The sequence below is a fragment of the Phenylobacterium sp. genome (assembly GCF_036563285.1).
Classification (GTDB): domain Bacteria; phylum Pseudomonadota; class Alphaproteobacteria; order Caulobacterales; family Caulobacteraceae; genus Phenylobacterium.
The window spans coordinates 41,593-64,829 of sequence record NZ_DATCMR010000006.1; the positions used below are offsets into that span (position 1 = coordinate 41,593).

The following is a 23,237-nucleotide window of genomic DNA, read 5'->3' on the forward strand; positions in this document are numbered from 1 at the left end:
CCAAAACTCACGGACGCCGGAAAGGTTTCCGCTCCTATGTCGTGTAGGTGACTTTTCCCGGCCGGTCTGCCCCCCGGCCCGGAAAAGCCTGCCTATTCAACGCGTCTACCAGATCCGCACGCGGTCCGAGGGGGCGACATAAAGCTTGTCGCCGGGCTTCACGTCGAAGGACGAGTACCAGCCGTCGATGTTCCGGATCGTGCCGTTCACCCGGTAGTAGGCGGGCGAGTGAGGGTCGGAGACCAGCCGCTGGCGCAGCTGTTCGTCGCGGATCTTCTCGCGCCAGACCTGGGCCCAGCCGAGGAATACCCGCTGGTCGCCGGTGAAGCCCTCGATGACAGGGGCGGACCGGCCGTTCAGCGAGGCATGGTAGGCGTCGAAGCCCAGCGACAGCCCGCCCATGTCGCCGATGTTCTCGCCCATGGTGAGCGCGCCGATCACCTTCGCGCCCGGCAGCGGCTCGAAGGCGGAGTACTGCGCGCCCAGCTTGTCGGCCTGCACCTTGAACTTGGCGGCGTCCTCGGCGGTCCACCAGTCGCGCAGCACGCCGTCGCCGTCCGACTTGCGGCCCTGGTCGTCGAAGCCGTGGCTGATCTCGTGGCCGATCACCCCGCCGATGCCGCCGTAGTTGACCGCCGGATCGGCGTCCGGATGGAAGAACGGCGCCTGCAGGATCGCCGCAGGGAAGACGATCTCGTTGTTGGCGAAGTTGTAGTAGGCGTTCACCGTCTGCGGGGTCATCCCCCACTCCTTCTTGTCGACGGGATCGTTCAGGCGCGCGACATCGCGCTGCCACTCGTAGCGGGCCGAGCGCAGCAGGTTGCCGTAGAGGTCGTCGCGCTTCAGCTGCAGCTTGCCGTAGTCGCGCCACTCCTCGGGATAGCCGATCTTCACCGTGAACTTGGCGAGCTTGTCGAGGGCGCGGGCCTTGGTCTCCGGGCCCATCCAGGGGAGCTTCTCGATCCGCGCGCGCATGGCGGTGCGGATGTTGGCGACCAGCTCGTCCATCTTGGCCTTGGAGTCGGGCGGGAAGTAGCGGGCGACGTAGACGCGGCCCACGGACTCGCCGACGGCGTTGTTGGTGAAGGCCACGGCCCGCTTCCAGCGCGGCCGCTGCTCCGGCTGGCCGCCCAGCGTCTTGTTGCGGAACTCGAAGGCGGCGTCGGCGAAGCGCTTGGACAGGTAGGGCGCCGCGCCGTCGGCCACGTGGAAGGCCTGCCAGGCCTTCAGCGTCTCCACCGGCGTGCCCGCATAGGCCTGGGCGAACTTGGGGTAGGAGGTGTTGGTGGTGACCACGATCCGCTGGACGGCGGGCAGGTCGGTGTTGGCGAGGTACCGCTTCCAGTCGAAGCCCGGCGTCATCGCCTGCAGCTCGGCGACGGTCGCGGGGTTGTAGGTCTTGTCTCGGTCGCGCCGCTCGGCGCGGGTCCAGGTCGCCTCGGCGAGCTTGGTCTCGAACTCGACGATGGCCTTGGCGTTCTCGGCCGGCTTCTCCCAGCCGATCATCGTCAGCAGCTGCGCGACATAGGCCTCGTACTTGGCCTTCTGGGTCGCGAAGTTGGCGGCCAGATAGTAGTCGCGGTCGGGCAGCCCCAGGCCGCCGGTGCCGCTCATCACCGTGTAACGGGTGGGGGCCTTGGCATCGATCGAGATGAACACCGGCAGGATGGTGGCGAAGCCGGTGGTGTTGGCCTTGCCCATCAGCGCGGTCATCTCGTCCCGGGTCCTGACGGCGCGGATCTGAGCCAGTTCCGGCTGGATCGGCTTGGCGTCCAGCTTCTCGGCCAGCGCCTCGTCCATGAAGGAGGCGTAGGCCGCCGCGATCTTCGCGGCGTCGCGGTCATTGACCTTGCCGGCGGCGGCGTCGTCCAGGATGGCGCGCACGCGGTTCTCGGAGAGCTCGGCCAAGCGGTCGAAGTTGCCGAAGCGGGTGCGGTCGCTGGGGATCTGGGTGCGGTCGGCCCACTTGCCGTTGGCGTAGCGGAAGAAGTCGTCGCCCGGCTTCACAGCCCGGTCCATGCCCGACACGTCGAAGCCCCAGCTCCCGTAGCGCGGCGAGTCCAGGGTGGCGCTCGCCGCGCCGCCGCCGGCGGCGGTCTGGAAGAGCAGTTGCACCTGGCACGCCTGGTCGGCGCATTCGTGCTCCTCGTGGGCGGCGTTGGCGCTGCCCGCGAAAGCCAGGGTGGCGGCCGCGGCCGCGGAAAGCAGGATGTTGCGCGTCTGCATGGGATTCCGGCGTCTCGATGCGTGTGGAGGCGGCGGGCCGCTCGGCCCGTCCGTTTGCGCGCAACAATGTTGGAAAATCCGCGCCTTGCAAGCGGCGCGTCGCCGATCAGTGTTCGGGTGGCAGCAGCCGTTCGTAGGTCCGGTTGATCGCCCCGTAGCACTCGCACGCCAGCGCCTCGAGGGCCGGGCGGTCGATGATGTCCACCACGCCACGGCGATAGCGGATGGCGCCCTTCTCCTGGAGGCTGCGCGCCACGGCCGTGACGGTGGTGCGCTGCACGCCCAGCATGTCCGCCAGGAACTCCTGGGTGAGCGCCACCGTGTCGTTGGAGATGCGGTCGTGGCAGGTCAGCAGCCAGCGGCAGAACCGCGCCTCCACCGGGTGCAGCGCGTTGCAGGCGACCGACTGGATGGCGTGGCCGAAGAGCGCCTCGGTGTGCTTGTCCACCAGGTCCTTGATCGCCGCGCTCTTGTCCCAAGCCTCGTGCATGGCGCCGGCGCCGATACGCGTGGCCTTGACCGGGGTTTGCACGATGATGCGCGACAGCGACTGGCGTGGCGAGACCGCAGCCATCAGGCCCAGGGCGCCTTCACGGCCGATGGTGGCGCTCTCGATGGCCGCGCCGTTCTCCATCAGCGTCATCAGGGAGATGACGCCGTCCTGGGGGAAGTAGATCGTCTCGATCGGGTCGCCCGGATCGTACAGCAGACGGCCCCGCTCCAGCTCCACCGCCGTGAGGTGCGGCGCGATCAGCGCGTAGTCTTCGGCCGGGAGCGACGCAAGCAGACGATTTCTCAACGCGGGTAGGGGCCTCTGCATCGGGGATCGTAAACGTCGCCATACGGCTTCGGTTTCAAGTTATCGATGCAGGCAGATCAAGACTGTCGAGAACTCGACACTCCTTGCAAGACAAAGCCAAAAAGTCAGAAAAACAACGCGTCGGCTGTGGATATATGTTGATTTGGCTACACGAACCGAACGTCGCCCATCCCACTTAACTATAGCTAACTGGCGACCCCTACTCCCGAATCACCACCCAACGATCAAATGATAGGTGCTGCGGGCGCGGCTCTTCTCTGCGCCCGCAGCACTCCGGAATCGTTCCCGGTTCAATGGAAGTTGAGATCGCGCCGCTCGCCCAGGTCCGGGCGGGTCTTGCTGACGTTGGCCTTGGCCACCTCGAAGAAGAAGCGCACCGGTCCGGCTTCGGTGATCCACACCTGGGCGTCCTCGCAGTCCAGGCGCAGCAGGGTCAGGCGCGGGTCGTCCTTGCCTTCCGGGTACCAGGCCGCAACCATCGGGTTCCAGTACTGCGCGATCCGCTCGGGATCGTGGGCAAGGCTTAGTCGCCCGCCGATGCAGGCCTGGACGTCGTCGCCCTGGAACACGAACATCGCGTGGCCGCCGCCGGCGCCGACCGCCTGGGCGAGGTCGGTGTCGCTGTAGGTGTAGAACCAGATCTGCTGGGCCTCGCGGTCGAGGAAGGCGGTCATCGGCTGGAAGTGCTGGCCGTCGCCCATCAGGCCGAGCATGCCGGTGTGGCGCTTCTCGATCTCGTCCCACAGGCGGGTCTGGACGGCGGCGGCGTCGTGGGCGTGGCTGGCCATGGGGAGCGCTCCTTTTATTGCGGCGACCCACCAACCTGCGGCTGTCTGCGGGGTTCCGGCGCTAGGCCAGCCACCGACGCGGATGCTTCCAGCCGAGCGCGCGGGTCTCGCCGGGGCGCAGGCCCAGGGCGGCCATGCGCTGGAGGGGGAGGGGGCGCAGGGCCGCCACGGGCTCGAGGCCGCCGACCGGGCTCTCGGCGACGGCTCCCTCCCGCAGCGCCATGTCCACGGCGGTCCACTCCGCCTTGCCCTGCTCCGCGCAGCCGACGGCGTAGTAGTGCCGCAGATGCGCCGTTTCGCCAGCGGGCTTCACCATCACCCCCACCACCCAGCCTGCGGGCCCGCGCGCGTTCGTCTGCATCGGCGCTAGGTAGCCGCGGGCCGGCGTTTTGCAAGGCGGCCGTTCCACGGTAGGCAAGAGCCATGATCGGGCGGCGCTACGCGATTGCGATCGGCTTGGGCGCGGCGGTGGCCCTGGCGGCCACGGCGGCGCTGGCGCACGGCGTCGCCGACAAGGACGCGGCCTTCATCCAGGCCAACCCGGGCCTGCAGATCGTGCCGTTCCTGTACCTGGGCGCCAAGCACATGGTGACCGGGTACGACCACCTGCTGTTCCTGGCCGGCGTGATCTTCTTCCTTTACCGGCTGCGCGAGGTGGCGCTCTACGTCACCATGTTCAGCCTGGGGCACTCGATCACCCTGCTGTCGGGCGTGCTGGCCAATTTGCACGTCGACCCGTTCCTGGTGGACGCGGTGATCGGGCTGTCGGTGGTCTACAAGGCGCTCGACAACCTGGGCGCCTATCCGACCCTGATCGGGGTGCAGCCGAACCCCAAGCTGATGGTGCTGCTGTTCGGCCTGGTGCACGGCTTCGGCCTGGCCACCAAGCTGCAGGACCTGGAGCTGTCGAAGGATGGCCTCGTCCCCAACATCCTGGCGTTCAACGTGGGCGTGGAGCTCGGTCAGATCGTGGCGCTGTCGCTGATCCTGGCGGCCATGACCCTATGGCGCTCGACCGGGAGCTTCCGGCGCGGCGCGGTGGCGGCCAATGTGCTGATCATGACCGCCGGCTTCGTGCTGATGGGCCAGCAGCTCGCCGGCTACTTCTGGGAAGGGGCCGCCTGATGGCCGACGAACAGCCGCATGGCGTGAAGCTCGCCCGCCCGAAGCTGCTGGCCGCGATCGCGCTGGCCGCCGTCGCCGCGCTGCTGATCCTGTTCGCCGCGGTGCTGCCGGCCGAGTACGGGCGCGACCCGACGGGACTCGGCAAGGCCACCGGCTTGGCGCGGCTCTGGGCGCCGAAGGAGGTCAAGCTCGATCCCAACACCGGGGCGGGGCCGCTGGCGCGGGAGTATCCGGCCGGCTGGCGCACCGACGTCATCGAGATCCCCCTGAAGGCCTTCGCCGGCGACCCGCGCGACGTGCAGATCGAATACAAGGTCCGCATGAGGAAGGGCGCGACCCTGATCTACGAGTGGGAGGTCGCCGGCGCGCAGCACGCCAATGACCTCTACTACGACTTCCACGGCCACACGCTCGCGAGCCAGCCGGGCGAGACCATGACGGTGGCCACCTACAAGCAGGCGCAGGCCGGACGCGCCGCCGGCGCCCTGACGGCGCCGTTCGACGGCATCCACGGCTGGTTCTTCCAGAACGGGGCGCTGACGCCGGTGGTGGTGCGGGTGCGGGTCGCCGGCTTCTACGAGCTGATCCCGGCCGGGCAGCCCGGCAACGAGGCCGGCATCGTCGCGAACGTGCCGGCATCGCAATCCAGGCCGGCGGTCCCGCCCGCGCCGCCCGCGCCGACCGCGCGCTAGCGCTCGAACACCACCTGGCCGTCGACGACGGTGAGCACGGCGCGGCCCTTGGGGATGGCCGCTTCCGGGGCGGTCATCAGGTCGACGGAGAAGCCCGAGAGGTCGGCGCGCTTGCCGACCTCGATCGTGCCGAGCTCGGCTTCGGCGAAGCGGGCGTAGGCGGCGGCCGAGGTGAACAGCTTCAACGCTTCGGGCCGCGAGAGCGCCTCCTCCGGATGCCAGCCGGGGCCGGAGAAGCCTTTCAGGTCCTTGCGCGCCACGGCGGCGTAGAACTCGATCAGCGGATCGCCGCGCTCGACGGGCGCGTCCGAGCCGCCGACCACCACGGCGCCGGTCCTGGTGAGGCTCTTCCAGGCATAGGCGCCTTTCAGCCGCTCGGGGCCCAGGCGGGCCGGGGCGAAGTGCAGGTCGCCGATGGCGTGGCTGGGCTGCATGGAGGCGATGACTCCGGCCTTGCCGAAGCGCGGGATGTCGGCCGGACGGATCACCTGGGCATGCTCGATCCGCCAGCGCTTGTCGGCGGTGGCGCCGACCTCGGCGTAGAGGTCGAGCACGGTGGCGTTGCCGCGGTCGCCGATGGCGTGGGCGGCGATCTGGACGCCGCGCGCCAGGGCGCGCGCCATGACCGGCTTCATCCGCTCCGGCGCGGTGACGAAGGCGCCGCTGAGCCCGGGCGCGTCGGCGTAGGGCTGGAAAAGGACCGCCCCGCGGGAGCCCAGGGCGCCGTCCATGTAGAGCTTGATGGCCCGGGTGGTGATCCGTCCGTCGGGCGAGGCGCGCGGGCCGCTTTCCAGGATGCGGTCCGCCTCGGCGAAGTCCATGGCGTTGTAGACCCGCAAGGGGGCCTCGCCCCGCCGCGCCATGTCCTCCAGCAGCGCCACGTCCTGGGTGTCGATCCCCATGTTGTGGACGCCGGTCCAGCCGAGCTGCGTCTCCACCTTGAAGGCGGCGCGGTAGGCGGCGAGCCGGTCCTGCGCGGTGGGGGGCGGGATCAGCTTCGCCACGAGGTTCATGGCGTTGTCCACCAGCATGCCGGTGAGCTTGCCGTCGGCGCCCTTGAGGATCTGGGCGCCGGGCGGCGCGGGCGTGGTCTCGTCGATGCCGGCGGCCCTCAGCGCCGCGGAGTTGGCGGTGAGCGCATGGCCGTCGGCGCGCTCCAGCAGCACCGGGCGGTCGGGGGCCACCGCGTCGAGGTCGCGGCGCTCCAGGAACCGCTTCTCGGGCCAGCCGGTCTCGATCCAGCCGCGGCCGTAGACGGCGCCGGTTGGCTTGCGCGTGTCGATGTGGGCCTTCAGGCGCCGGGCGACGTCGGCCGCCGAGGCGGAGCCCTCTAGGTTCAGGGTCAGCTCGCGCTCGCCGACGCCGCGCAGGTGGGCATGGGCGTCGGTGAAGCCCGGGAAGAGGGCCGCGCCTTTCAGGTCGATGACCCGGGTGTTCGGGCCGACGTGGTCCCGGGCGCCGGCGCTGGCGCCGACATAGGCGATCCGGCCGGCCGTGACGGCCACGGCCTCGGCCTTCGGACGCGCGTCGACCGCGGTGTAGATCGGGCCGCCCCAGATAACGAGGTCGGCGCTCTGGGCCAGGGCCGGCGTGGCCGCCAGCGCCAGGGCGGCCCCGAGCAGGGTCCGTCGGATCACGGCTGCTTCCAGAGCGAGTTGGCCGGGCGCGGGATGTACTTGGCGTGGCAGTTGAAGCAGGCGTTGTAGACCTCGCCGCCCGCCTCGAAGGCCTTGTCCGCGTTCTTGGCGCGCGCCGCGGCCATGCTGGCGAGGCCGCCGTCCGCGAGCTGCTTGGCGAACCGCTTCCAGTCCTCGTTGGGCGGGCCGCGTCCCGGCAGGCCGAGCGTGACGCCGGCCTCGTGCAGGATGGCCCCGGCGTCGGTCATCTCGGTCCAGGACGCCTCGCTGGTCGGCGCGCGGCTCTGGTCGCCCTCCTCCGTGGAGACCGAGCCGGAGGTCTTCCAGAACCGCTCGGCGGCGGGGTTCACCACGTGGCGCATGAGCTCCTTCACCGAGAGCGGGGCGACCGGCGGCGTGGTGATCGGGGTGGGCTGGGAGAGCGCCGGGCCGGCGGCCAGGCCAAGGACGATGACGAACGGAACGGCGCGCAAGCGGCGGTCTCCCTGGAGAGTTGGGCGAGGTCCGCACCTTAGCGGCTCCGGGAGCCGCGCCTAGTCCGTGTGGAGCCGGATCGGCGCCAGCGCGTTGGGTGCCCCGAAGCTCGGCCTTCAGGAGAACGTCATGACCCGCAAGCTCGCCCTCGTCCTGGCCCTCGCCGCCCCCCTCGCGGCCTGCGCATCCGATGGCCAGTCCGGCGGCTCGGGCCAGACCTCGCGTCTGGGCCAGGCGGCCTCGGCGGTGAAGAACGCGGCGCCGGCGGTGGGCAGCGCGGCCTCGTCGATCCCGAGCCTGGTGAACGTCGACCTGCGCAACGTGCTCAACAACCTGTCGGTGGACCTTAACCTTGACCGCGCCAACGTGCCGATCAACATCCAGCTGCCGATCAGCCTGGCGGCCAACGTCTGCGGCGTGTCGATCAACGTGCTCTCGGCCTCCACCGGCGGCCAGGCCAACTGCACGGCCACCAACGCCCCGCAGGAGCTGGCCCAGGTGGTGCAGCAGCAGATGGCGGCCGGCGGCTCAGTGGGCGGCGGCGCCCAGGGCGGCTCGACGGCGGCGAACAGCGGCTCGGCGCCGACGTCAGGGGCCGCGACCGGCGGCGCGGCGTCCACCAGCGGGACGTCCGCCGGGGCGAGCGAGACGACAACCACCACGCCGAAGTAGGGCGCGCTCCTCCTCAGTCGTCCTGCCGGTTTTCGGGAACGCGAACGGCCGCCACCCATAAACACGGCGCGAGAAAGCCGCGTGCGGCGGCTCTGTCGGCGCGTCCTCGGCCGGTGCAGCGTCTATGGGTCCCGGCCTTCGCCCGCGGCGGAACCGGGATGACGCGCGGGAGTGTGGGTGAGTGCGCTAGACCCGGGCCGAGGTGCGCTGGCGGCGGCCGCCGGCGGCGGCGGCGGCGATGGCGTCACGCTCTTCGAGGGCGTCGACCACCAGGGCCAGGCGGTCAGGGGTGGGCTGCAGCTCCACGGCGCGGAACATGCCGCGCACCGACTGGTCGACGTGGGAGAGGCGGCGCGCGTGCTGCGCGGCGCGGACCCTGGTCCAGATCACCAGGGCGAGGCCTGCGGCCAGCGGCCAGATGGCCACGGCGGCGACGGTGGTCATTTGGAGCGGGGTAGCGAAGCTGCTCATCAAGCCGAGCCTTCTCGTTGGGGCGGGCAAAAAAGCTCAGCTTCGCGAGCTTGGCAACAACAAATGATGGTGATCATCGAACATGTTATTCTGGAACCCGCTCTGGCCGCGCCTGTTGTGACCCAGGTCACACTTCAGAGAGGAGATTCCGGAAATGGACCAGGACCGGCAGCAGCAGGACCAGACCCCGGGGACGCACACCGGCGGGGCCCCTGACGGACGCAGCGGCGGCCGCACGGGCCAGAACCACGACGAGCTTGGCGACACCCGCAGGACCGACGAAACCGGCGCGCACAAGGGCGGCGCGAACGGGACGGGCGGTCCCGGCGGAACGGGTGGCAGCGTCCTCTAGGACCTGACGATGGCCGGCGCCGCTCAGGCGGCGTTGGCGTCGTCCGTCAGGCTGTGCTCGTAGACGGCGTTGGCCATGCCGCGGATCGTGTCGGCGGCCGTCTTCAGGGCGGTTTCGCCCACCAGGCTCATGGCGTGCAGGGAGACAGCTTCCAGCGCTTCCGCGGTCGCGGTGAGCTTCTGGTACACGTCCAGGTCCGTGATCGTACGTTCGCCCATCGCCGCCGCCCTGATTCGCTTGGATGAATCGAGGCTAGGCGCGTGCGCGGCGGCGTCAAGCGGGGCAGGGTCGCGGGCGCGCCGCGCCCGGGGTGTCCGCTAGCGCTTCCGGCGCGTGCGGCGCCACTCCGGGCGTTCGCTGCGGCCGCGGTTGCGTTCGACGGCGATGACCGCCTTCTGCAGCTGGGCGACCAATCGCGCGAGTTTGTCTTCGCCGTTCATGACGCAGAAACGATCAAGGCTAGGCTTTTGATCCGCCGAAAATCAGACGGCGACGAGCATCCGGACCTGGTCGGCCAGCTCGCTGGCGTCGAACGGCTTGGGGAACATCAGCGCCTCTTCGACGCCGAACTTCGACAGGTGCGCCGCGTGGCCGGTGATGTAGACGACCTTGATTCCGCCGTTGCGGCGGCGCGCCTCGCGGGCCACGTCGAATCCGGTGACGCCGACGCCCAGGTTGATGTCGGTGACCAGGGCCGCGAAGCTGCGGGGCTCGGCGGCCAGCGCCTGGAAGGCCGCCTGATCGCCCAGGGCGACCGTGACGTCGAGGCCGGCGTCGAGCAGGGCCTCTTCGACCAGCTCGGCGACGTCCGCTTCGTCTTCGACCAGGAGTACGCTCGGCATCTTATCCCTGCTCCGGAGCGCGCGACTTAGCTCAAGCATCGCCCGGGCCACAACCGCAACAATATGTGAAACCCTGCGCCCTGCCCCCGACGGACCTGACGCAGCCGACCTTCGGAGAAGGCGGCAGGTCGCTTGTGGCGCGCGCGCAGACGCACGCCCGCCACGCAGCTGTAACGGCGATCCAGCGCCGCCGGTTCCCGTCCAGGCCGGCCTGGACGAGGCGCCTCCCCGCACGGCTGAAACCCGCTGAAGCGCGGTTTGATTTCGCACGCGGGGGAGACTCGGGTAGGCAGCGCCATGTCCCTGCCCCGCCCGGTCCGCGCCGTCGTCTTCGACATGGACGGCCTGCTGATCGACTCCGAGGTGGTCTACTGCGAGGCGCTGACCGTCGCCGCCCGCGACATGGGCCACGACCTGCCCCAGGCGGTGCTCCGGCAGATGATCGGCCACACCTGGGCCGGCAGCGCAGGCGTCCTGGTGGAGCACTTCGGCGAGGACTTCGACACCCAGCGGCTGCGCGACGAGTCGGTCCGCATCTTCTACGAGCTGGCGCAGGCGGAGATCTGCCTGAAGGCCGGCGTCCTTGAACTGCTCGACCATCTGGACGAGCTCGGGCTGCCGCGGGCGATCTGCACCTCGTCGCGGCGCCAGGACGTCGACCACCACCTGGGCAGCCACCGACTCGCCGAGCGCTTCCACGCAGTGCTGGCCAACGGCGACTACCCGCGTCCGAAGCCGCACCCGGACCCCTACCTGAAGGCCGCCGAGGCGCTGGGCGTGGACCCGGCGGACTGCCTCGCCCTGGAGGACAGCCACAACGGCGTGCGCGCCGCCAGCGCGGCCGGGATGATGACCATCATGGTCCCGGACCTGCTCGACCCCACCGAGGAGATGCGCTCGCTGTGCGTCCGCATCGCCCGCGACCTGCACGAGGTGCGGGCGCTGCTGCGCGGCGCCTAGCGACCGCCGGTGGGGCCGCGCTCGAAGTAGCGGAAGAAGGCGCTGTTGGGGGAGAGGACCAGGGTGGTGTCGCCCTGGGCCAGGCTCGCCTCGTAGGCCTGCATCGAGCGCCAGAAGGCGGCGAAGGACGGATCGCGGCCGTAGGCCTGGGCGAAGATCCGCGTGCGCAGGGCGTCGCCCTCGCCGCGGGTGGTCTCGCCGAGTTCCTGGGCCTGGGCGAGCGTGATGGTCACCTCGCGGTCGGCGCTGGCGATGATCTCGCGCTTCTGCTGCTCGCCCTCGGCGCGGACACGCGCGGCCTCCTGCTGGCGCGAGGTGCGCATGCGGTTGAACACGAAGGCCTGGTTCTGGGTGGGCAGGTCGGCGCGCCGGATGCGGACGTCGATGATCTGCACGCCTAGGCGGGAGGCCTGCGCGCGGCGGGCCACGTCGTTGCGCGTCTGCAGCATCAGCTGCGGCCGGCGCGTGCGGATGATCTCCTGCTGGGTGGCGGTGCCGAGCACCTGGCGCAGGGACGAGTTCACCAGCCGCTCCAGGCGGTCGGCGGCGATCCGCTCGTCGCGCAGGGTGCGGTAGAAGGCCAGCGGGTCGGCGACCCGGTAGCGCACGAAGGCGTCGACCACCAGGCGCTGCTGGTCGGCGGTGATCACCTCCTCCTGCTCGGCCTCCAGGGAGACGATGCGGCGGTCGAGGTCGATCACGTTCTCCAGGAACGGCACCTTCATGTTGAGGCCGGCGCCGGGCCGCCCCGGCGCGTTGACCACCCGCACCGGCTCGCCGAAGCGCAGGACGATCGCCTGCTCGCGCTGGTCGACCACGTAGAGGGTGTTGGCCAGCACCACGATCAGGGTGACGGCCAGGATCAGGTAGGTCCAGAGCTGGCGCCGCGTCATCGGGCGCTCCTCGCCTGGGGCTGGCCGGGCTGCGGCTCAGGGGTGACGACCTGCGCCTGCGGCTGGCCGCGCGGACGGAAGACGTCCGGCGGCAAGATGATCGGGGCGCTGGCGCCCTCGGTGTCGACGATCACCTTGTTGGAGCGGGCGAGCACGCGCTGCATGGTCTCGATGTAGATCCGGTCCCGCGTCGCGCCCGGGGCGCGGCGGTACTCGTTGAGGATGGCGGTGAAGCGCGAGGAGTCGCCGGTGGCTTCGCGCACGGCCTGCTCGCGGTAGCCCTGGGCGGCCTGGATGATGCGGGCGGCGTCGCCGCGGGCCTCGTTGATCACCCGGTTGCGGTAGGTGTTGGCCTCGTTGACGGCCGACGCCTTGTCCTGCTCGGCGCTCTGCACGTCGCGGAAGGCGGCCTGCACCTCCTGCGGCGGCTGGGCGGAGCGGATCTGCACCTCGTCGACGCGGACGCCGGCGCCCCAGGCGTCGAGGGTGCGCTGCATCAGGTCGGCGGTCTCGCGCTGCACCTGGCCGCGGCCGGTGGTCAGGATGTCCTGCAGGGGCGTGCGGCCGACCACCTCGCGCATGGCGCTCTCGGCGACCGCCTTTACGGAGGATTCCGGCTCGCGGATGGTGAACACGAAGCGGTCGGCGTCGTTGACCCGCCAGGTGACGCTGAAGCTCAGGTCGATGATGTTCTCGTCGCCGGTGAGCATCAGGCTCTCTTCCGGCAGCGAGCCCGGCTGGGCGCCGCCCACGTCGAGCCGCTGCAGGCTGGTGACCGGCACCTTCTGCACCGCCTCGATGGGCCAGGGGAGGTGGTAGCGCAGGCCCGGCGTCTCGTTGCGCGAGTAGGCGCCGAAGGTGGTGACCACCGCCTCCTCGTTGGACTGCACCACGTAGAGGCCGGAGAGCGCCCACAGGCCGAAGGCGCCGCCGGCCACGGCCGCCAGGGCGCCGGGGCGGATGCCGTCGCCGGGGCCGCCGAAGATGTTGCGGAACCGCCGGTTGAGGCGGTCCAAACCGGCGTTGAAGTCGGGCCCCTGAGGCCCGCGTCCGCGGCCGCCGCCGTTGTCGCCGCGCGGCCTGCGCGCGGGCGTGTCGCGCCGGTCGTCCTCGGGAGGCGGCGAGCCCCACGGGCCGGGGTTGGCGTTGTCGTTCCAGGGCATCAGCCGGGTCGCGTCTTCTTCAAGCGGGGCCTTATCGGTCCAGGCGCGGCCGTGTCCAAAACCCCACGGTCTTGTAAACCGGCGCTGTCAGCCGGATATGAGACCCCTGACCGGCCAAAGCAAGACTAAGAGGACGATGAGCCCCGAGGCCGCCCCCGATCGCGCGCGAATCCTGGCCGAACTGGACGAGGTGAGAGACCCGCGGTCCGGCAAGGGGCTGGCGCAGGCGGACCTTGTCCGCGGCCTGAGCATCCGCGGCGGGCGCGTGGGGTTCATGCTGGAGGTCCCGCCGGCCGACATCGAGCTCTATCGCGCCGTGCGGGACGCCGCCGAGCGCCGGCTGGCGGCGGTCCCCGGCGTGGAGAGCGCCCAGGTGGTGCTGACCACCGAGGCCGCGCCGGACCTGAAGACCACGCCGCGCCGCCGCGCCCAGGTGTCGGAGGACCCCCAGGCCAGGCTGGGCGCCATGCCCGAGGCGGAGCGGCCTGCGCACGTGAAGTCGGTGATCGCGGTCGCCAGCGGCAAGGGCGGGGTGGGCAAGTCCACCGTCGCCGTGAACCTGGCGGTGGCGTTCGCCAGGCTCGGCAAGCGCGCCGGCCTGCTGGACGCCGACATCTACGGCCCCTCGGCGCCGCAGATGCTCGGCATCGCCCACGAGGAGCCCACCTTCGGGCCGGACAAGAAGCTGAACCCGCTCACCGCCTGGGGCGTGGAGGTGATGTCCATCGGCTTCATCGTGGAGGACGGCTCGGCGAACATCTGGCGCGGGCCTATGGCCTCTTCGGCGCTCAGGACCCTGATGGGCTCCAACTGGGGCTCGGCGCAGGCGCCGCTGGACGTGCTGGTGGTGGACCTGCCGCCCGGCACCGGCGACATCCAGCTCACCTTGGTGCAGCGGCTGAAGCTGGACGGGGTGGTGATCGTCTCGACGCCCCAGGAGATCGCCCTGATCGACGCGCGCCGCGCCGCGGCCATGTTCGAGAAGACCGGCGCGGCGATCCTCGGCGTGGTGGAGAACATGGCCTACTTCCCCGATCCCGCGACGGGCGCGCCGATCCCGATCTTCGGCCAGGGCGGGGCGGCGAAGGAGGCGCAGCGGCTGGGCGTGCCCCTGCTGGCCGAGATCCCCATCGACGTGGCGCTGCGCGAAGGCTGCGACCAGGGCCGCCCGCTGGTGGCCACCGCGCCGGACAGTCCGGCGGCCAAGGCCTTCCTGGCGATGGCCCAGCGGCTGCTGGACTAGGGCTTCACCACCATCTCGTCGCCGGTGAGGCCGCCGAGCGTGGGCGCTTCGGCGTAGGCCGCGTCGCGCGCCTCCAGCTCCCGGCGGATCTCGGCATGGCGGGCAGGCGTCAGCTTGTAGCCGAGGAAGCAGAACCCGGCGACCATCACGAAGAAGATGGGGCCCACGATGAAGACCAGCTGCAGCGCATCGATGGCTTCGCGGGTGTTCGCCGCCCCGGCGGTGGCCTGGTAGCCGATCGCCGCCAGCAGGACGAAGGTCAGGGCCGAGAGCCCCGAGGCGATCTTGGTCGTGGCGATGGTGAGCGCGTACATCAGGCCCATCCATTCGCGGCCGTTCTCCAGCCGGACCTCGTCGGCGATGTCGCCGGTCAGCGCGCGGATCATCACCACGGTGCCGGCCTGCATGGCGCCCATCACGAACATGCCCGGCACGAAGGCGGCGAAGCTCCCGGCGGGCAGGAACGGCACCAGCACCAGCCCCAGCGAATAGACCGTCGTGGTGACCAGCAGGCCGTAGTGCTTGCCGACCCGGTTGCCCAGCCAGGCCGTGAACGGCGCGCCTACGAAGCCGGCCGCGATGTAGATCATCAGCAGGATGTTGGCGCCGGCCAGCGAGAAGCCGCGGCCGTCCTGGAAATAGAAGAGGTAGAGGGCCGCCATCCAGCCGGGGCCCAGCGTCGCGCAGAGGTCGGCGGCGAGCAGCCGGACCACGTTGGGCCTGCGCAGGAGGACCAGGTAGTCGGCGATCCGGATCTTCGTCGGCGCCTCCAGGGTCAGCTTCTCCGGCGTCGTGGCGACCACGAGCGCCACCGTCACCGGGAGCGCGGCGATGATGAACCACATCATGGCCCGCACGCCCTCGGCGTCCGAGGCGCCCTGCTGCTGCAGCACGATGGGGATCACCAGCACCGCCACGGCGCCGGCCACCCCCAGTCCGATCACCGCGCCGAAGACCTTGTTGCGCTGTTCGTAGCTCGGTCCCAGCACCCCGCCCCAGGCCAGGTGCGAGAGGTAGACCATGGAGTAGCCGAGGTAGAGGAAGAGCAGCATGCCCGAGAGGCCGAGCTGGCTCGTCGAGCTGTTGGCCTGCAGCAGCAGGTAGAGCCCCGCCATCATCACCGGCGTGCCCAGCACGAGCCATACGCGGTATCGGCCGAAGCGCGTCCGCGTGCGGTCCATCGCCATGCCGAGGAAGGTGTCGATGGGGATGTCGATCAGGCGCACCATGGCGAAGGCGGCGCCCACCATCGCCAGCGGCAGCCCGACCTCGCTGGCGAAGTAGCGCGGGAAGTGGACGCTGATCGACAGCACCAGGGCCTGGATGGGGATGCTGGCGCTGGCGAAGGTCATCACCGTGACCGGGGATAGCCGGGCGCCGGCCGCCGGACCGCTGGAGGTCGTGGTCACGTCCTACTCCCTTTTCCCCGGCGTCTCTGCGGACGCTGCAGACGGAAGTAGGCGCATGGAGTTTGGGCTTCGCAAGGCCAAAACAGAACGGGCGGCCGGCGCATCGCCGGCCGCCCGTCACGTGGGCTGCAGATGTGACGCGGCCTAGCCGCCCTGCATCTTGCGGAAGAACTTCTGGGTCTGCTCGCCGCCCGTGACGTAGGGCTGCTGGCCCGCCGCGTCGGTGATCTTGGCCCAGCTGTCGCGCACCGCTTCCACGCTGGCGCCGTCGCCCAGGAAGACGCCCTCGGTCTCGACGATGCGCGAGAGCGCGAAGGCGCCTGCGCCGGCGGCGAGGATCGCGCCGGTCGGGGCCTCGTCCGAGCAGAGGAACACCACGCCCGGCGTCACGAACTCGGGCTTCAGCCGCTCGAGGATCTCCGCCGGCATCAGGTTCTCGGTCATCCGCGTGGCGGCCACCGGGCTGATCGCGTTGACGTGGATGTTGTTCTTCTGGCCCTCGAGCTTCAGCGTGTTCATGAAGCCGACGATGCCGAGCTTGGCGGCGCCGTAGTTGGACTGGCCGAAGTTGCCGTAGAGGCCCGACGACGAGGTCGTCACCACGATGCGCCCGTAATTCTGGTTGCGCATGATCTCCCAGACGGCCTTGGCGGGTTTCACCGTGCCGAACAGGTGGACGTCCACCACCACCTGGAAGTCGCCGATCTCCATCTTGGCAAAGGTCTTGTCGCGCAGGATGCCGGCGTTGGCGACGAGGATGTCGATGCGGCCCCAGGCGTCCATGGCGTCGGTGACCATGCGCTGGACGCCGACATCGTCGGTGACCGAGGAGCCGTTGGCGATCGCCTCGCCGCCGGCGGCCTTGATCTCCTCGACGACCTTGTTGGCGGCTTCCGAGCCGCCGCCCGAGCCGTCCACGGAGCCGCCCAGGTCGTTGACGACGACCTTCGCGCCGCGGCGCGCCAGCTCCAGGGCGTGCGCCCGGCCCAGGCCCCCGCCCGCGCCCGTGACGATCGCCACCTTCCCGTCGAAGCGGATGTCCGCCATTCGCTGATCCCCTTGAATTGCCGAGTTCGGATTCGGCGCGGGTTCTGCGATGCGGCGCGGGGGGCGTCAACTCTTCCCTCCCCTGGAGCGGAGGGTGGCAAGCGAAAGTAGGATGGGGAGGCCTGGCTTAGGGTCCGGTCTCTCAGTTCCGGTCCAGGCCTCCCCACCCAGGTCCCTCGTGGGGGGAGGGAAACTAGCTGCGCGGCGCGGCGGGGATGGCCGCCTGCTGCTGCTGGCCGCGCATGAACTTCACGAGCACGCGCTGGCCGATCAGGAACGGGGCGCCCGGGGTGGCGACCACCACCTCGACCACCCGGTCGTCGGTGCGCTCGGAGGCGTCGTCCGACTGCAGCTTGCGGGCGCCGAAGACGGCGGCGCGGCGGATCACCCGGCCGTTGTAGGTCTTCGAGGGGTCGGACTCCGGCGCGATCTGCACGGTCTGGCCGATCGCGACGTTGGGCAGGGCGCTCTCGGTGATCTCGGCGCGCACGATGCGGTCGGCGCGCGGCTCCAGGTCGAACATGTTGGAGACGTTCAGGGTCGAGGCGCCGGCGCCGGGGTTGGCGTAGCGGCGCACGATGCGGCCGTCGGCCGGCGCGCGGATGACGCTGAGCTCCTGGTCGTAGCGGGCCTCGTTCAGCCGCGCCTGGGCGGTGGCGACGACCGCACGCTGCATCTCCACCTTGGCGTCGGCGGCGCGGATGGCGTCGCGAGCCTGGTCGAGCTTCTGGGCGGCCACGAAGTTGGCGGCGGCGAGGCCGTTCATCCGCTTGAACTCGCGCTCGGCCGTGGAGCGCTCGACCTGCAGCAGGGCGATCTGCGCCTGGGCCTGGCGGACTTCCGCCGCGGCGCGCGCGGCCTGCAGGCGGGGCTCGTCGTCCTCGAGGCGGGCGAGCACCTGGCCGCGGAGCACGTCGTCGCCCTCCTGGGCCAGAACCTCGCGGATCACCCCGGCGCGGCGGGCGGCGACCTGGATGATGCCGCCCTCCACGTCGGCCTTGCCGTTGGCGATGGCCACGAAGGGGCTGTTGTCGGTGGCCTTGGCCGCGGCGGCGGCCTGCTCGGCCTTGGCCTTCTTGGCCGCGGCCTGGCTGTTCATGAACAGGAAGCCGCCGAGCGCCAGCACGACGACGAGGGCGCCGATCCAGACGAAGCGGTTGCGGATGAGGGCGAGCATGATCTTCAGGCTCCAACGAGCTCGGGTTTGGCTTGGGACTTGGGTTCGGGGGCGACGCCGGCGCGGCGGTCCTCGGTGATGCGCCCGTCCTCCAGATGGATGACACGGTCGGCGTAGGCCTCCAGGCGCACGTCGTGGGTCACGCAGATCACGGCCGCGCCGTGCTGCTTGGCGGCCCGCTGCAGGAGCTTGATCACCACCTGCCCGTTCTCCCCGTCGAGCGCGCTGGTGGGCTCGTCGGCGAACAGCAGCTGCGGGGTCTTTGCCAGCGCCCGCGCGATGGCGACGCGCTGCTTCTCGCCGCCGGAGAGCTCGGACGGGCGCTGGCCCATCTTGGTCTCCAGGCCCACTTCCATCAGCGCGTTGGCTGCGCGCTCGCGGCGCTCCCGGCGCGGGACGCCCTGGTACTTCAGGATGATCTCCACCTGCTGCAGGGCGGTGAGCGCCGAGAACAGGTTGAAGCCCTGGAAGATGAAGCCGCAGTGGTCGAGGCGGAACCTGTCCAGCTTGCCGGTCCGCAGCTTCCAGATCTCCTGGCCCATGCCGGTGACCTGTCCCTCGTCGGGCTTCAGCAGGCCGGAGAGGCTGGCGACCAGGGTCGACTTGCCCGAGCCCGACGGGCCCATGACCATGGTGACCTCCCCGTGGCCGGCGTCGAAGTCCACGCGCTTCAGGACCTCGATGTGGGTGCGTCCGGTCTTGAAGCGCTTCACGAGGCCGTGGGCGCGAAGGGCGGTGAGGGATGCGCTCATCTCAGCAGGTCCGCAGGCTGGCTTTTCTTGAGGACGCCGAGGGCCAGGAAGCCGGAGACCACGGCGGTGATCATGAGGAAGACGGCGGTGGTGATCTGCCAGCTGAGCGGGAAGCCCATCGGCACCCCGCCGGCGATGGCCAGGACGTAGACGCCGCCGGTGAGCAGGGCTGTGAAGCCCAGGCTCACCACACCCACCCAGAACGACAGCTCCACCACGATCACCCGCAGCGCGCCCATCGGCACGCCGAGCGCCCGCAGGCTGGCGAATTCCTTGATCGAGGAGAGGATCGCGCCGCGCAGCGTCATGCTGGTGATGACCAGGCCGATGATCACCCCGATCACCAGGGTGGCGGTGATGAACACCCCGATGATCTGCTCGGTCATCAGCGCGCCCTGGTTGGCCTTGGCCAGCTCCGGCGCCGTCCAGGCGCGGTACTTCTTGTCGGAGACGGCGTTCAGCTGGTCGCGCACGATCTCGGCGCGGGCATGGTCCTTCAGCCGGATCAGCAGCGGCCCGGTCTTGCCGTTCTTGTCGCCCATGCCAAGCAGCCGGATGGTGTCTCGCGACACGGTCACCGCGGCGTTGTTGAGGTTCGGGTAGCCGTGCAGGACCGCGCGGACGTACACCGTCTTGCCGTTCAGCGAGGCCATGTCGCCGAGCTTCACGCCGAGGCGCTTGAGCTGGGTCTCGTCGATGGCCACCGCATAGGGCTCCATCAGCGCCCGGCGGACCTCTTCGCTGTAGTCGACCGGCAGGGTCACCGCTCCCGGCCGGGTGTCGACCATGTAGATGTCGACGTAGGTGGTGACCGCCTTCTTTCCCTCCGGGGGCTGGTTCACCCAGCGGCCGCCGTCGATGTCCCAGCTGGCGACCTCGACCACCTCGGGGTTCTGGTACATCTGCGGCTGCAGGCGGGCGGGCAGCGAGCCGCCGCCGGAGTTGATCAGGCTCTCCATCTTCGGCGGCAGGACGATGACGTCAGCGCGGCTGCGGTCGAGGGTGGCGGTCACCCCCTTCACGATGCCGGTGAACATCCCGACCTCGGCCAGGATCAGCAGGCCGGCGAAGGCCAGCGCGACCATGGCGGCCATGTAGCGCCGCCATTCGTAGAGCAGTGTGGCCAGAGCCAATGACATCGTTCGACGCCCCTTCCCGAAGCTGAGCGCGTCTTGGGAGAGATGCCGGGCGGCTGCGGGGTATCCCCTCAGGAAGGGGCGTCGAACCATGCCGCCGCCAGGCGTGCGCTCATAGGTAAGAGGCGCCGGCGAACGGCGGCGGATGCGGGGGAGGGGATTAAACCTTCGTAATGGCCCGCTTGCGCTGCGAGCGCGGCTGCGCCTCTATCGCCGGGCGTGGGAAGCGCGTCGCATCGGGGGGTGCATGTTTCGTCCGGAGAACGCCCAGAGCCTGGTGGGCATCGTCGTGGTGCTCGCGATCTGCTGGGCGCTGTCGGAGGACCGGAAGCGCTTCCCATGGAAGCTGGCGCTGGGCGCGCTCGCCGTGCAGGCCGTGCTGGTGCTGGCGCTGTTCGGCCTGCCGGCGCTCAGGGCCGGGCTGCAGGGCGTAGGCCACGCCGTCGAGGGGCTCGCCAACTCCACCCAGGCCGGCGTCGCCTTCGTCTTCGGCTTCCTGGCGGGCACGCCCAACCAGCCCTACGCGCTCACCGACCCCGGCTCGCTGTTCGTCTTCGCCTTCCGGGTGCTGCCCGTGATCCTGGTGGTCTGCGCGCTCGCGGCCCTGCTCTGGCACTGGCGCATCCTGAAGTGGATCACCCAGGGCTTCGGCTTCCTGTTCCAGCGGACCATGGGCCTGCGCGGCCCGCCGGCGCTCGCCACGGCCGCCACCGTGTTCATGGGCCAGGTGGAAGGCGCGATCTTCATCCGCAGCTATCTCGCCGGCCTCACCCGCTCCGAGCTGTTCATGCTGATCGCCGTCGGCATGGCCTGCGTCTCCGGCTCCACCCTGGTCGCTTATGCGACCATCCTGAAGGACGTGCTGCCCAACGCCGCCGCCCACGTGCTGACCGCCTCGATCATCTCCGCGCCCGCCGGCGTCCTGCTGGCCCGCATCATGGTCCCGCGCGATCCGGAAGCCGAGGTGGAGGCCGACGCCAGCTCGGGCGCGGACAAGGTCTACGACAGCTCGGTCGACGCCCTGATCAAGGGCACGTCCGACGGCCTCTCCATCGTGCTCAACGTAGGCGCCACCCTGATCGTCTTCGTGGCCATCGTGGCGATGGTGAACGGCATCCTCGGCGCCTTCGGGCCGGTCGGGGGCGCGCCGATCTCGGTGGAGCGCATCCTCGGCTTCGTCTTCGCGCCGCTGGCCTGGGCCATGGGCATCAAGTGGGCCGACGCCTCGGTGGCCGGCTCCCTGCTCGGCGTGAAGCTGGTGCTGACCGAGTTCACCGCCTTCATCCGGATGGGCGCCATCCCCATCGGCGAGATCGACCCGCGGACCCGGGTGATCATGACCTATGCGCTCTGCGGCTTCGCCAACATCGCCTCGGTGGGCATCAACGTCGCCGGCTACTCGGTGCTGGTCCCCGAACGACGGGCCGAGGTCATGGGCATGGTCTGGAAGGCGATGCTCGCCGGCTTTCTCGCCACCGTGCTCACCGCCTCGGTGGTGGGCGTCATGCCGGAGCGACTGTTCGGCTAGCTTGACCAGAGTGACCGGTCGTGCACTTTTTTGCGAAAGCGTACGGCAGGGAGGCCGCCGATGAAGCTCTACGATACCCCGCTCGCCCCCAATCCGCGCCGCGTGCGCTGGTTCATGGCCGAGAAGGGCATAAACGACGTCGAGGTCGTCACGCTTAACCTGATCAAGGGCGAGCACAAGACGCCGGACTACCTGGCCAAGGCGGGGCTCGCCAACGTCCCGGCCCTGGAGCTCGACGACGGCTCGACCATCACCGAGAGCGTCGCCATCTGCCGCTACCTCGAGAGCCGCTATCCGGAGCCGAACCTGTTCGGCCGCACCCCGGAGGAGACCGCGCTCATCGAGATGTGGATGCGCCGCGCCGAGATGCTGGTCGCCACGCCGTTCATGATGTGCGTCCGCCACACCCACCCGGCGCTGGCCGCCCTGGAGACCCAGGACCCCGCGATCGCGGAGTACAACAAGCAGGCGGGCATCCGCGCCCTGAAGGTGCTCGACCGCCGCCTGTCTGAGAGCGAGTGGCTGGCCACCGAGCGCCTGACCATCGCCGACATCGTCGCCTTCGTGGGCATCGACTTCGGCCGGCTGATCAAGCTCTCGCCGCCCGAGGAGCTGACCCACGTCGGCCGCTGGGCGCAGGCCATGCGCGAACGCCCCGCCGCGAAGGCCGGGATGCCCGCGCCGCAGCCGGCCTAGGGGCCCTCGGTCCAGGTGTCCGGCTGGGCCTCGTCGTTGACCTCCCAGGTCCGCGCCTCGGCCTCGGCCACCGGCTGACGGAGGTCTGACGAGAGCTGGCCGTGCAGGCGCAGGGCGGTCTCGGCCACCAGCCGGCCCTGGAAGCGTGCGCCGTCCAGCTCCAGCTCGCTGGGCATCCGATGCCCATCGCCGCCGGTGATCGTCGAGGCGCCGTAGGGGCTGGCGCCGGCGATCTCGTCCAGCGTCATCTGGCCGGCGAACGAATAGGGCAGGCCGACCACCACCAGGCCGAAGTGCAGCATGTTGGTGATCATCGAGAACAGGGTCGTCTCCTGGCCGCCGTGCTGGGTGGCGGTGGAGGTGAAGGCCGCGCCCACCTTGCCGTTCAGCGCCCCGCGCGCCCACAGGCCGCCGGCCTGGTCGAGGAAGGCCGCCATCTGCGAGGCCATGCGCCCGAATCGGGTGCCGCACCCGATGATGATGGCGTCGTAGTTCTCCAGCTCGGCGACCGTGGCGATCGGCGCCTCCTGGTCGAGCTTGTAGCCGGCGCCGCGCGCGACATCCTGCGGCACGAGCTCAGGCACGCGCTTGATGTCGACCTGGGTCCCTTCGACCGAACGGGCGCCTTCCGCCTCGGCCCGGGCCATGGCTTCGATGTGGCCATAGGTGGAGTGATAGAGGACGAGCACTCTCGGCATCGGCGGACTCCTGACGTGTCCGCGCTCAACCGATCAGCGGCCCTGTCGGGTCCGCTACGCCGGCTCTTCGTCCAGGAAGGTCCAGGTCTCGGCGCCGTCGAACTGGCGGACCTTCACCTTGCCCCAGTCGAGGCCGTCCATCATCCGCGCGTTGATCGCCATCCGCGGCTGGGCGCCGTCCAGGCTCTGCCAGTGGGTGGCGCAGCCGCAGGAGGTGCAGCGGTGGAAGGCCAGCATCCGCTCGCCCCAGACGTAGGGCTGGGTCGTCCCCGCCTTGGGCAGCTGCACCTCGTTCTTGGCGTAGTAGGCCCAGCGCGCGCCGAGCCGGCGGCAGATCGAGCAGTTGCACTCCGTCACCTGCGTCGGCTCCGGCGCGGTGAGCCTCACGGCCCCGCAGTGGCAGGCGGCTTCGATCATCCCGTCTCCTCCGGCGCGA

The 23,237-nt window shown here is 70.4% G+C and carries 27 protein-coding genes; 8 read left to right on the forward strand and 19 right to left on the reverse strand.

From position 1 onward, the window contains the following. Positions 1-105: 105 nt before the first annotated feature. The 4 genes from VIL76_RS04930 to VIL76_RS04945 form a co-directional block, all read right to left on the reverse strand. Positions 106-2,226 (reverse strand): M13 family metallopeptidase, encoded by a 2,121-nt coding sequence (locus VIL76_RS04930; protein ID WP_332043883.1) that lies wholly within the window; start codon positions 2,224-2,226, stop codon positions 106-108. A gap of 106 nt (positions 2,227-2,332) precedes the next feature. Then, a complete protein-coding gene (locus VIL76_RS04935) occupies positions 2,333-3,025 on the reverse strand; it encodes a Crp/Fnr family transcriptional regulator (RefSeq protein WP_332043884.1) in 693 nt (230 codons plus the stop codon). A gap of 311 nt (positions 3,026-3,336) precedes the next feature. Then, positions 3,337-3,834, reverse strand: coding sequence for a pyridoxamine 5'-phosphate oxidase family protein (locus VIL76_RS04940; RefSeq protein WP_332043885.1), 498 nt, complete (start codon positions 3,832-3,834; stop codon positions 3,337-3,339). A gap of 61 nt (positions 3,835-3,895) precedes the next feature. Further along, on the reverse strand, positions 3,896-4,195 hold the full coding sequence (locus VIL76_RS04945) for a hypothetical protein (protein WP_332043886.1): 300 nt from the start codon (positions 4,193-4,195) through the stop codon (positions 3,896-3,898). A 62-nt stretch (positions 4,196-4,257) separates the two neighbouring features. Between VIL76_RS04945 and VIL76_RS04950 the strand changes: the two genes are divergently transcribed. Next, entirely contained in the window at positions 4,258-4,959 is a 702-nt protein-coding gene (locus tag VIL76_RS04950) for a HupE/UreJ family protein (RefSeq protein WP_332043887.1), read from the forward strand. Then, positions 4,959-5,651 carry a hypothetical protein gene (locus tag VIL76_RS04955; RefSeq protein WP_332043888.1) on the forward strand — a complete coding sequence of 231 codons (693 nt, stop codon included), beginning with the start codon at positions 4,959-4,961 and terminating at the stop codon, positions 5,649-5,651. Before VIL76_RS04950 ends, VIL76_RS04955 begins: the two co-directional genes overlap by 1 nt. On the opposite strand, the gene VIL76_RS04960 is transcribed toward VIL76_RS04955, so the two are convergent. Both VIL76_RS04960 and VIL76_RS04965 read right to left on the reverse strand, forming a co-directional pair. Beyond that, positions 5,648-7,285, reverse strand: coding sequence for an amidohydrolase (locus VIL76_RS04960; protein WP_332044536.1), 1,638 nt, complete (start codon positions 7,283-7,285; stop codon positions 5,648-5,650). The genes VIL76_RS04955 and VIL76_RS04960 overlap by 4 nt on opposite strands. After that, a complete protein-coding gene (locus VIL76_RS04965) occupies positions 7,285-7,761 on the reverse strand; it encodes a hypothetical protein (RefSeq protein WP_332043889.1) in 477 nt (158 codons plus the stop codon). The genes VIL76_RS04960 and VIL76_RS04965 overlap by 1 nt, the downstream gene beginning before the upstream one ends. Before the next feature lie 130 nt (positions 7,762-7,891). On the opposite strand from VIL76_RS04965, the gene VIL76_RS04970 reads away from it, so the two are divergent. Then, positions 7,892-8,434: a hypothetical protein gene (locus VIL76_RS04970; RefSeq protein ID WP_332043890.1), complete on the forward strand. Its 543-nt coding sequence runs from the start codon at positions 7,892-7,894 to the stop codon at positions 8,432-8,434. 186 nt (positions 8,435-8,620) lie between these two features. On the opposite strand, the gene VIL76_RS04975 is transcribed toward VIL76_RS04970, so the two are convergent. Continuing rightward, complete coding sequence (locus VIL76_RS04975; protein ID WP_332043891.1) at positions 8,621-8,905, reverse strand: hypothetical protein; 285 nt, start codon at positions 8,903-8,905, stop codon at positions 8,621-8,623. Positions 8,906-9,059: 154 nt separating this feature from the next. Here VIL76_RS04975 and VIL76_RS04980 point away from each other — a divergent pair, with 154 nt between their 5' ends. Beyond that, entirely contained in the window at positions 9,060-9,257 is a 198-nt protein-coding gene (locus VIL76_RS04980; RefSeq protein WP_332043892.1) for a hypothetical protein, read from the forward strand. A gap of 23 nt (positions 9,258-9,280) precedes the next feature. On the opposite strand, the gene VIL76_RS04985 is transcribed toward VIL76_RS04980, so the two are convergent. From VIL76_RS04985 to VIL76_RS04995, 3 genes are all read right to left on the reverse strand, one after another. Continuing rightward, positions 9,281-9,475: a hypothetical protein gene (locus VIL76_RS04985; protein ID WP_332043893.1), complete on the reverse strand. Its 195-nt coding sequence runs from the start codon at positions 9,473-9,475 to the stop codon at positions 9,281-9,283. A 99-nt stretch (positions 9,476-9,574) separates the two neighbouring features. Beyond that, positions 9,575-9,697 carry a hypothetical protein gene (locus tag VIL76_RS04990; protein ID WP_332043894.1) on the reverse strand — a complete coding sequence of 41 codons (123 nt, stop codon included), beginning with the start codon at positions 9,695-9,697 and terminating at the stop codon, positions 9,575-9,577. 42 nt (positions 9,698-9,739) lie between these two features. After that, positions 9,740-10,099 carry a response regulator gene (locus VIL76_RS04995; protein ID WP_332043895.1) on the reverse strand — a complete coding sequence of 120 codons (360 nt, stop codon included), beginning with the start codon at positions 10,097-10,099 and terminating at the stop codon, positions 9,740-9,742. A 297-nt stretch (positions 10,100-10,396) separates the two neighbouring features. Here VIL76_RS04995 and VIL76_RS05000 point away from each other — a divergent pair, with 297 nt between their 5' ends. Beyond that, positions 10,397-11,059, forward strand: a complete 663-nt coding sequence (locus VIL76_RS05000; RefSeq protein WP_332043896.1) for an HAD family phosphatase — start codon at positions 10,397-10,399, stop codon at positions 11,057-11,059. Here VIL76_RS05000 and VIL76_RS05005 read toward each other — a convergent pair. Together VIL76_RS05005 and hflK are read right to left on the reverse strand one after the other, a co-directional pair. Continuing rightward, complete coding sequence (locus VIL76_RS05005) at positions 11,056-11,952, reverse strand: protease modulator HflC (RefSeq protein WP_332043897.1); 897 nt, start codon at positions 11,950-11,952, stop codon at positions 11,056-11,058. The two genes, VIL76_RS05000 and VIL76_RS05005, sit on opposite strands and share 4 nt — an antisense overlap. Further along, on the reverse strand, positions 11,949-13,115 hold the full coding sequence (gene hflK, locus VIL76_RS05010) for an FtsH protease activity modulator HflK (protein ID WP_332043898.1): 1,167 nt from the start codon (positions 13,113-13,115) through the stop codon (positions 11,949-11,951). Before hflK ends, VIL76_RS05005 begins: the two co-directional genes overlap by 4 nt. Positions 13,116-13,251: 136 nt before the next feature. On the opposite strand from hflK, the gene VIL76_RS05015 reads away from it, so the two are divergent. Continuing rightward, a complete protein-coding gene (locus VIL76_RS05015; protein ID WP_332043899.1) occupies positions 13,252-14,358 on the forward strand; it encodes an Mrp/NBP35 family ATP-binding protein in 1,107 nt (368 codons plus the stop codon). On the opposite strand, the gene VIL76_RS05020 is transcribed toward VIL76_RS05015, so the two are convergent. From VIL76_RS05020 to VIL76_RS05040, 5 genes are all read right to left on the reverse strand, one after another. Next, positions 14,355-15,767 (reverse strand): MFS transporter, encoded by a 1,413-nt coding sequence (locus VIL76_RS05020; protein WP_332043900.1) that lies wholly within the window; start codon positions 15,765-15,767, stop codon positions 14,355-14,357. The genes VIL76_RS05015 and VIL76_RS05020 overlap by 4 nt on opposite strands. A 144-nt stretch (positions 15,768-15,911) precedes the next feature. Beyond that, a complete protein-coding gene (locus VIL76_RS05025; RefSeq protein ID WP_332043901.1) occupies positions 15,912-16,814 on the reverse strand; it encodes an SDR family NAD(P)-dependent oxidoreductase in 903 nt (300 codons plus the stop codon). 193 nt (positions 16,815-17,007) lie between these two features. Then, entirely contained in the window at positions 17,008-17,991 is a 984-nt protein-coding gene (locus VIL76_RS05030; RefSeq protein WP_332043902.1) for an HlyD family secretion protein, read from the reverse strand. Between the two features lie 5 nt (positions 17,992-17,996). Further along, positions 17,997-18,743 (reverse strand): ABC transporter ATP-binding protein, encoded by a 747-nt coding sequence (locus VIL76_RS05035; RefSeq protein WP_332043903.1) that lies wholly within the window; start codon positions 18,741-18,743, stop codon positions 17,997-17,999. Continuing rightward, positions 18,740-19,882 (reverse strand): ABC transporter permease, encoded by a 1,143-nt coding sequence (locus tag VIL76_RS05040; protein ID WP_332043904.1) that lies wholly within the window; start codon positions 19,880-19,882, stop codon positions 18,740-18,742. Before VIL76_RS05040 ends, VIL76_RS05035 begins: the two co-directional genes overlap by 4 nt. Before the next feature lie 244 nt (positions 19,883-20,126). Between VIL76_RS05040 and VIL76_RS05045 the strand changes: the two genes are divergently transcribed. Together VIL76_RS05045 and VIL76_RS05050 are read left to right on the forward strand one after the other, a co-directional pair. Next, positions 20,127-21,407 (forward strand): NupC/NupG family nucleoside CNT transporter, encoded by a 1,281-nt coding sequence (locus VIL76_RS05045; protein ID WP_332043905.1) that lies wholly within the window; start codon positions 20,127-20,129, stop codon positions 21,405-21,407. Between the two features lie 60 nt (positions 21,408-21,467). Beyond that, entirely contained in the window at positions 21,468-22,103 is a 636-nt protein-coding gene (locus VIL76_RS05050) for a glutathione S-transferase family protein (RefSeq protein WP_332043906.1), read from the forward strand. Here VIL76_RS05050 and wrbA read toward each other — a convergent pair. Together wrbA and VIL76_RS05060 are read right to left on the reverse strand one after the other, a co-directional pair. Then, the gene (gene wrbA, locus VIL76_RS05055) at positions 22,100-22,801 is read right to left on the reverse strand and encodes an NAD(P)H:quinone oxidoreductase (protein WP_332043907.1); all 702 of its coding nucleotides are present in this window, start codon (positions 22,799-22,801) and stop codon (positions 22,100-22,102) included. The two genes, VIL76_RS05050 and wrbA, sit on opposite strands and share 4 nt — an antisense overlap. Before the next feature lie 54 nt (positions 22,802-22,855). After that, the gene (locus VIL76_RS05060) at positions 22,856-23,218 is read right to left on the reverse strand and encodes a hypothetical protein (protein ID WP_332043908.1); all 363 of its coding nucleotides are present in this window, start codon (positions 23,216-23,218) and stop codon (positions 22,856-22,858) included. Between the last annotated feature and the right edge of the window lie 19 nt (positions 23,219-23,237).

Bases quoted from the DNA above. Each gene is read 5' to 3' on its own strand.
- VIL76_RS04930 (WP_332043883.1), bottom strand. From the start codon at position 2,226: ATGCAGACGCGCAACATCCTGCTTTCCGCGGCCGCGGCCGCCACCCTG.
- VIL76_RS04940 (WP_332043885.1), bottom strand. From the start codon at position 3,834: ATGGCCAGCCACGCCCACGACGCCGCCGCCGTCCAGACCCGCCTGTGG.
- VIL76_RS04945 (WP_332043886.1), bottom strand. From the start codon at position 4,195: ATGCAGACGAACGCGCGCGGGCCCGCAGGCTGGGTGGTGGGGGTGATG.
- VIL76_RS04950 (WP_332043887.1), top strand. From the start codon at position 4,258: ATGATCGGGCGGCGCTACGCGATTGCGATCGGCTTGGGCGCGGCGGTG.
- VIL76_RS04955 (WP_332043888.1), top strand. From the start codon at position 4,959: ATGGCCGACGAACAGCCGCATGGCGTGAAGCTCGCCCGCCCGAAGCTG.
- VIL76_RS04970 (WP_332043890.1), top strand. From the start codon at position 7,892: ATGACCCGCAAGCTCGCCCTCGTCCTGGCCCTCGCCGCCCCCCTCGCG.
- VIL76_RS04975 (WP_332043891.1), bottom strand. From the start codon at position 8,905: ATGAGCAGCTTCGCTACCCCGCTCCAAATGACCACCGTCGCCGCCGTG.
- VIL76_RS04980 (WP_332043892.1), top strand. From the start codon at position 9,060: ATGGACCAGGACCGGCAGCAGCAGGACCAGACCCCGGGGACGCACACC.
- VIL76_RS04985 (WP_332043893.1), bottom strand. From the start codon at position 9,475: ATGGGCGAACGTACGATCACGGACCTGGACGTGTACCAGAAGCTCACC.
- VIL76_RS04990 (WP_332043894.1), bottom strand. From the start codon at position 9,697: ATGAACGGCGAAGACAAACTCGCGCGATTGGTCGCCCAGCTGCAGAAG.
- VIL76_RS04995 (WP_332043895.1), bottom strand. From the start codon at position 10,099: ATGCCGAGCGTACTCCTGGTCGAAGACGAAGCGGACGTCGCCGAGCTG.
- VIL76_RS05000 (WP_332043896.1), top strand. From the start codon at position 10,397: ATGTCCCTGCCCCGCCCGGTCCGCGCCGTCGTCTTCGACATGGACGGC.
- VIL76_RS05005 (WP_332043897.1), bottom strand. From the start codon at position 11,952: ATGACGCGGCGCCAGCTCTGGACCTACCTGATCCTGGCCGTCACCCTG.
- hflK (WP_332043898.1), bottom strand. From the start codon at position 13,115: ATGCCCTGGAACGACAACGCCAACCCCGGCCCGTGGGGCTCGCCGCCT.
- VIL76_RS05015 (WP_332043899.1), top strand. From the start codon at position 13,252: ATGAGCCCCGAGGCCGCCCCCGATCGCGCGCGAATCCTGGCCGAACTG.
- VIL76_RS05025 (WP_332043901.1), bottom strand. From the start codon at position 16,814: ATGGCGGACATCCGCTTCGACGGGAAGGTGGCGATCGTCACGGGCGCG.
- VIL76_RS05030 (WP_332043902.1), bottom strand. From the start codon at position 17,991: ATGCTCGCCCTCATCCGCAACCGCTTCGTCTGGATCGGCGCCCTCGTC.
- VIL76_RS05035 (WP_332043903.1), bottom strand. From the start codon at position 18,743: ATGAGCGCATCCCTCACCGCCCTTCGCGCCCACGGCCTCGTGAAGCGC.
- VIL76_RS05040 (WP_332043904.1), bottom strand. From the start codon at position 19,882: ATGTCATTGGCTCTGGCCACACTGCTCTACGAATGGCGGCGCTACATG.
- VIL76_RS05045 (WP_332043905.1), top strand. From the start codon at position 20,127: ATGTTTCGTCCGGAGAACGCCCAGAGCCTGGTGGGCATCGTCGTGGTG.
- VIL76_RS05050 (WP_332043906.1), top strand. From the start codon at position 21,468: ATGAAGCTCTACGATACCCCGCTCGCCCCCAATCCGCGCCGCGTGCGC.
- wrbA (WP_332043907.1), bottom strand. From the start codon at position 22,801: ATGCCGAGAGTGCTCGTCCTCTATCACTCCACCTATGGCCACATCGAA.
- VIL76_RS05060 (WP_332043908.1), bottom strand. From the start codon at position 23,218: ATGATCGAAGCCGCCTGCCACTGCGGGGCCGTGAGGCTCACCGCGCCG.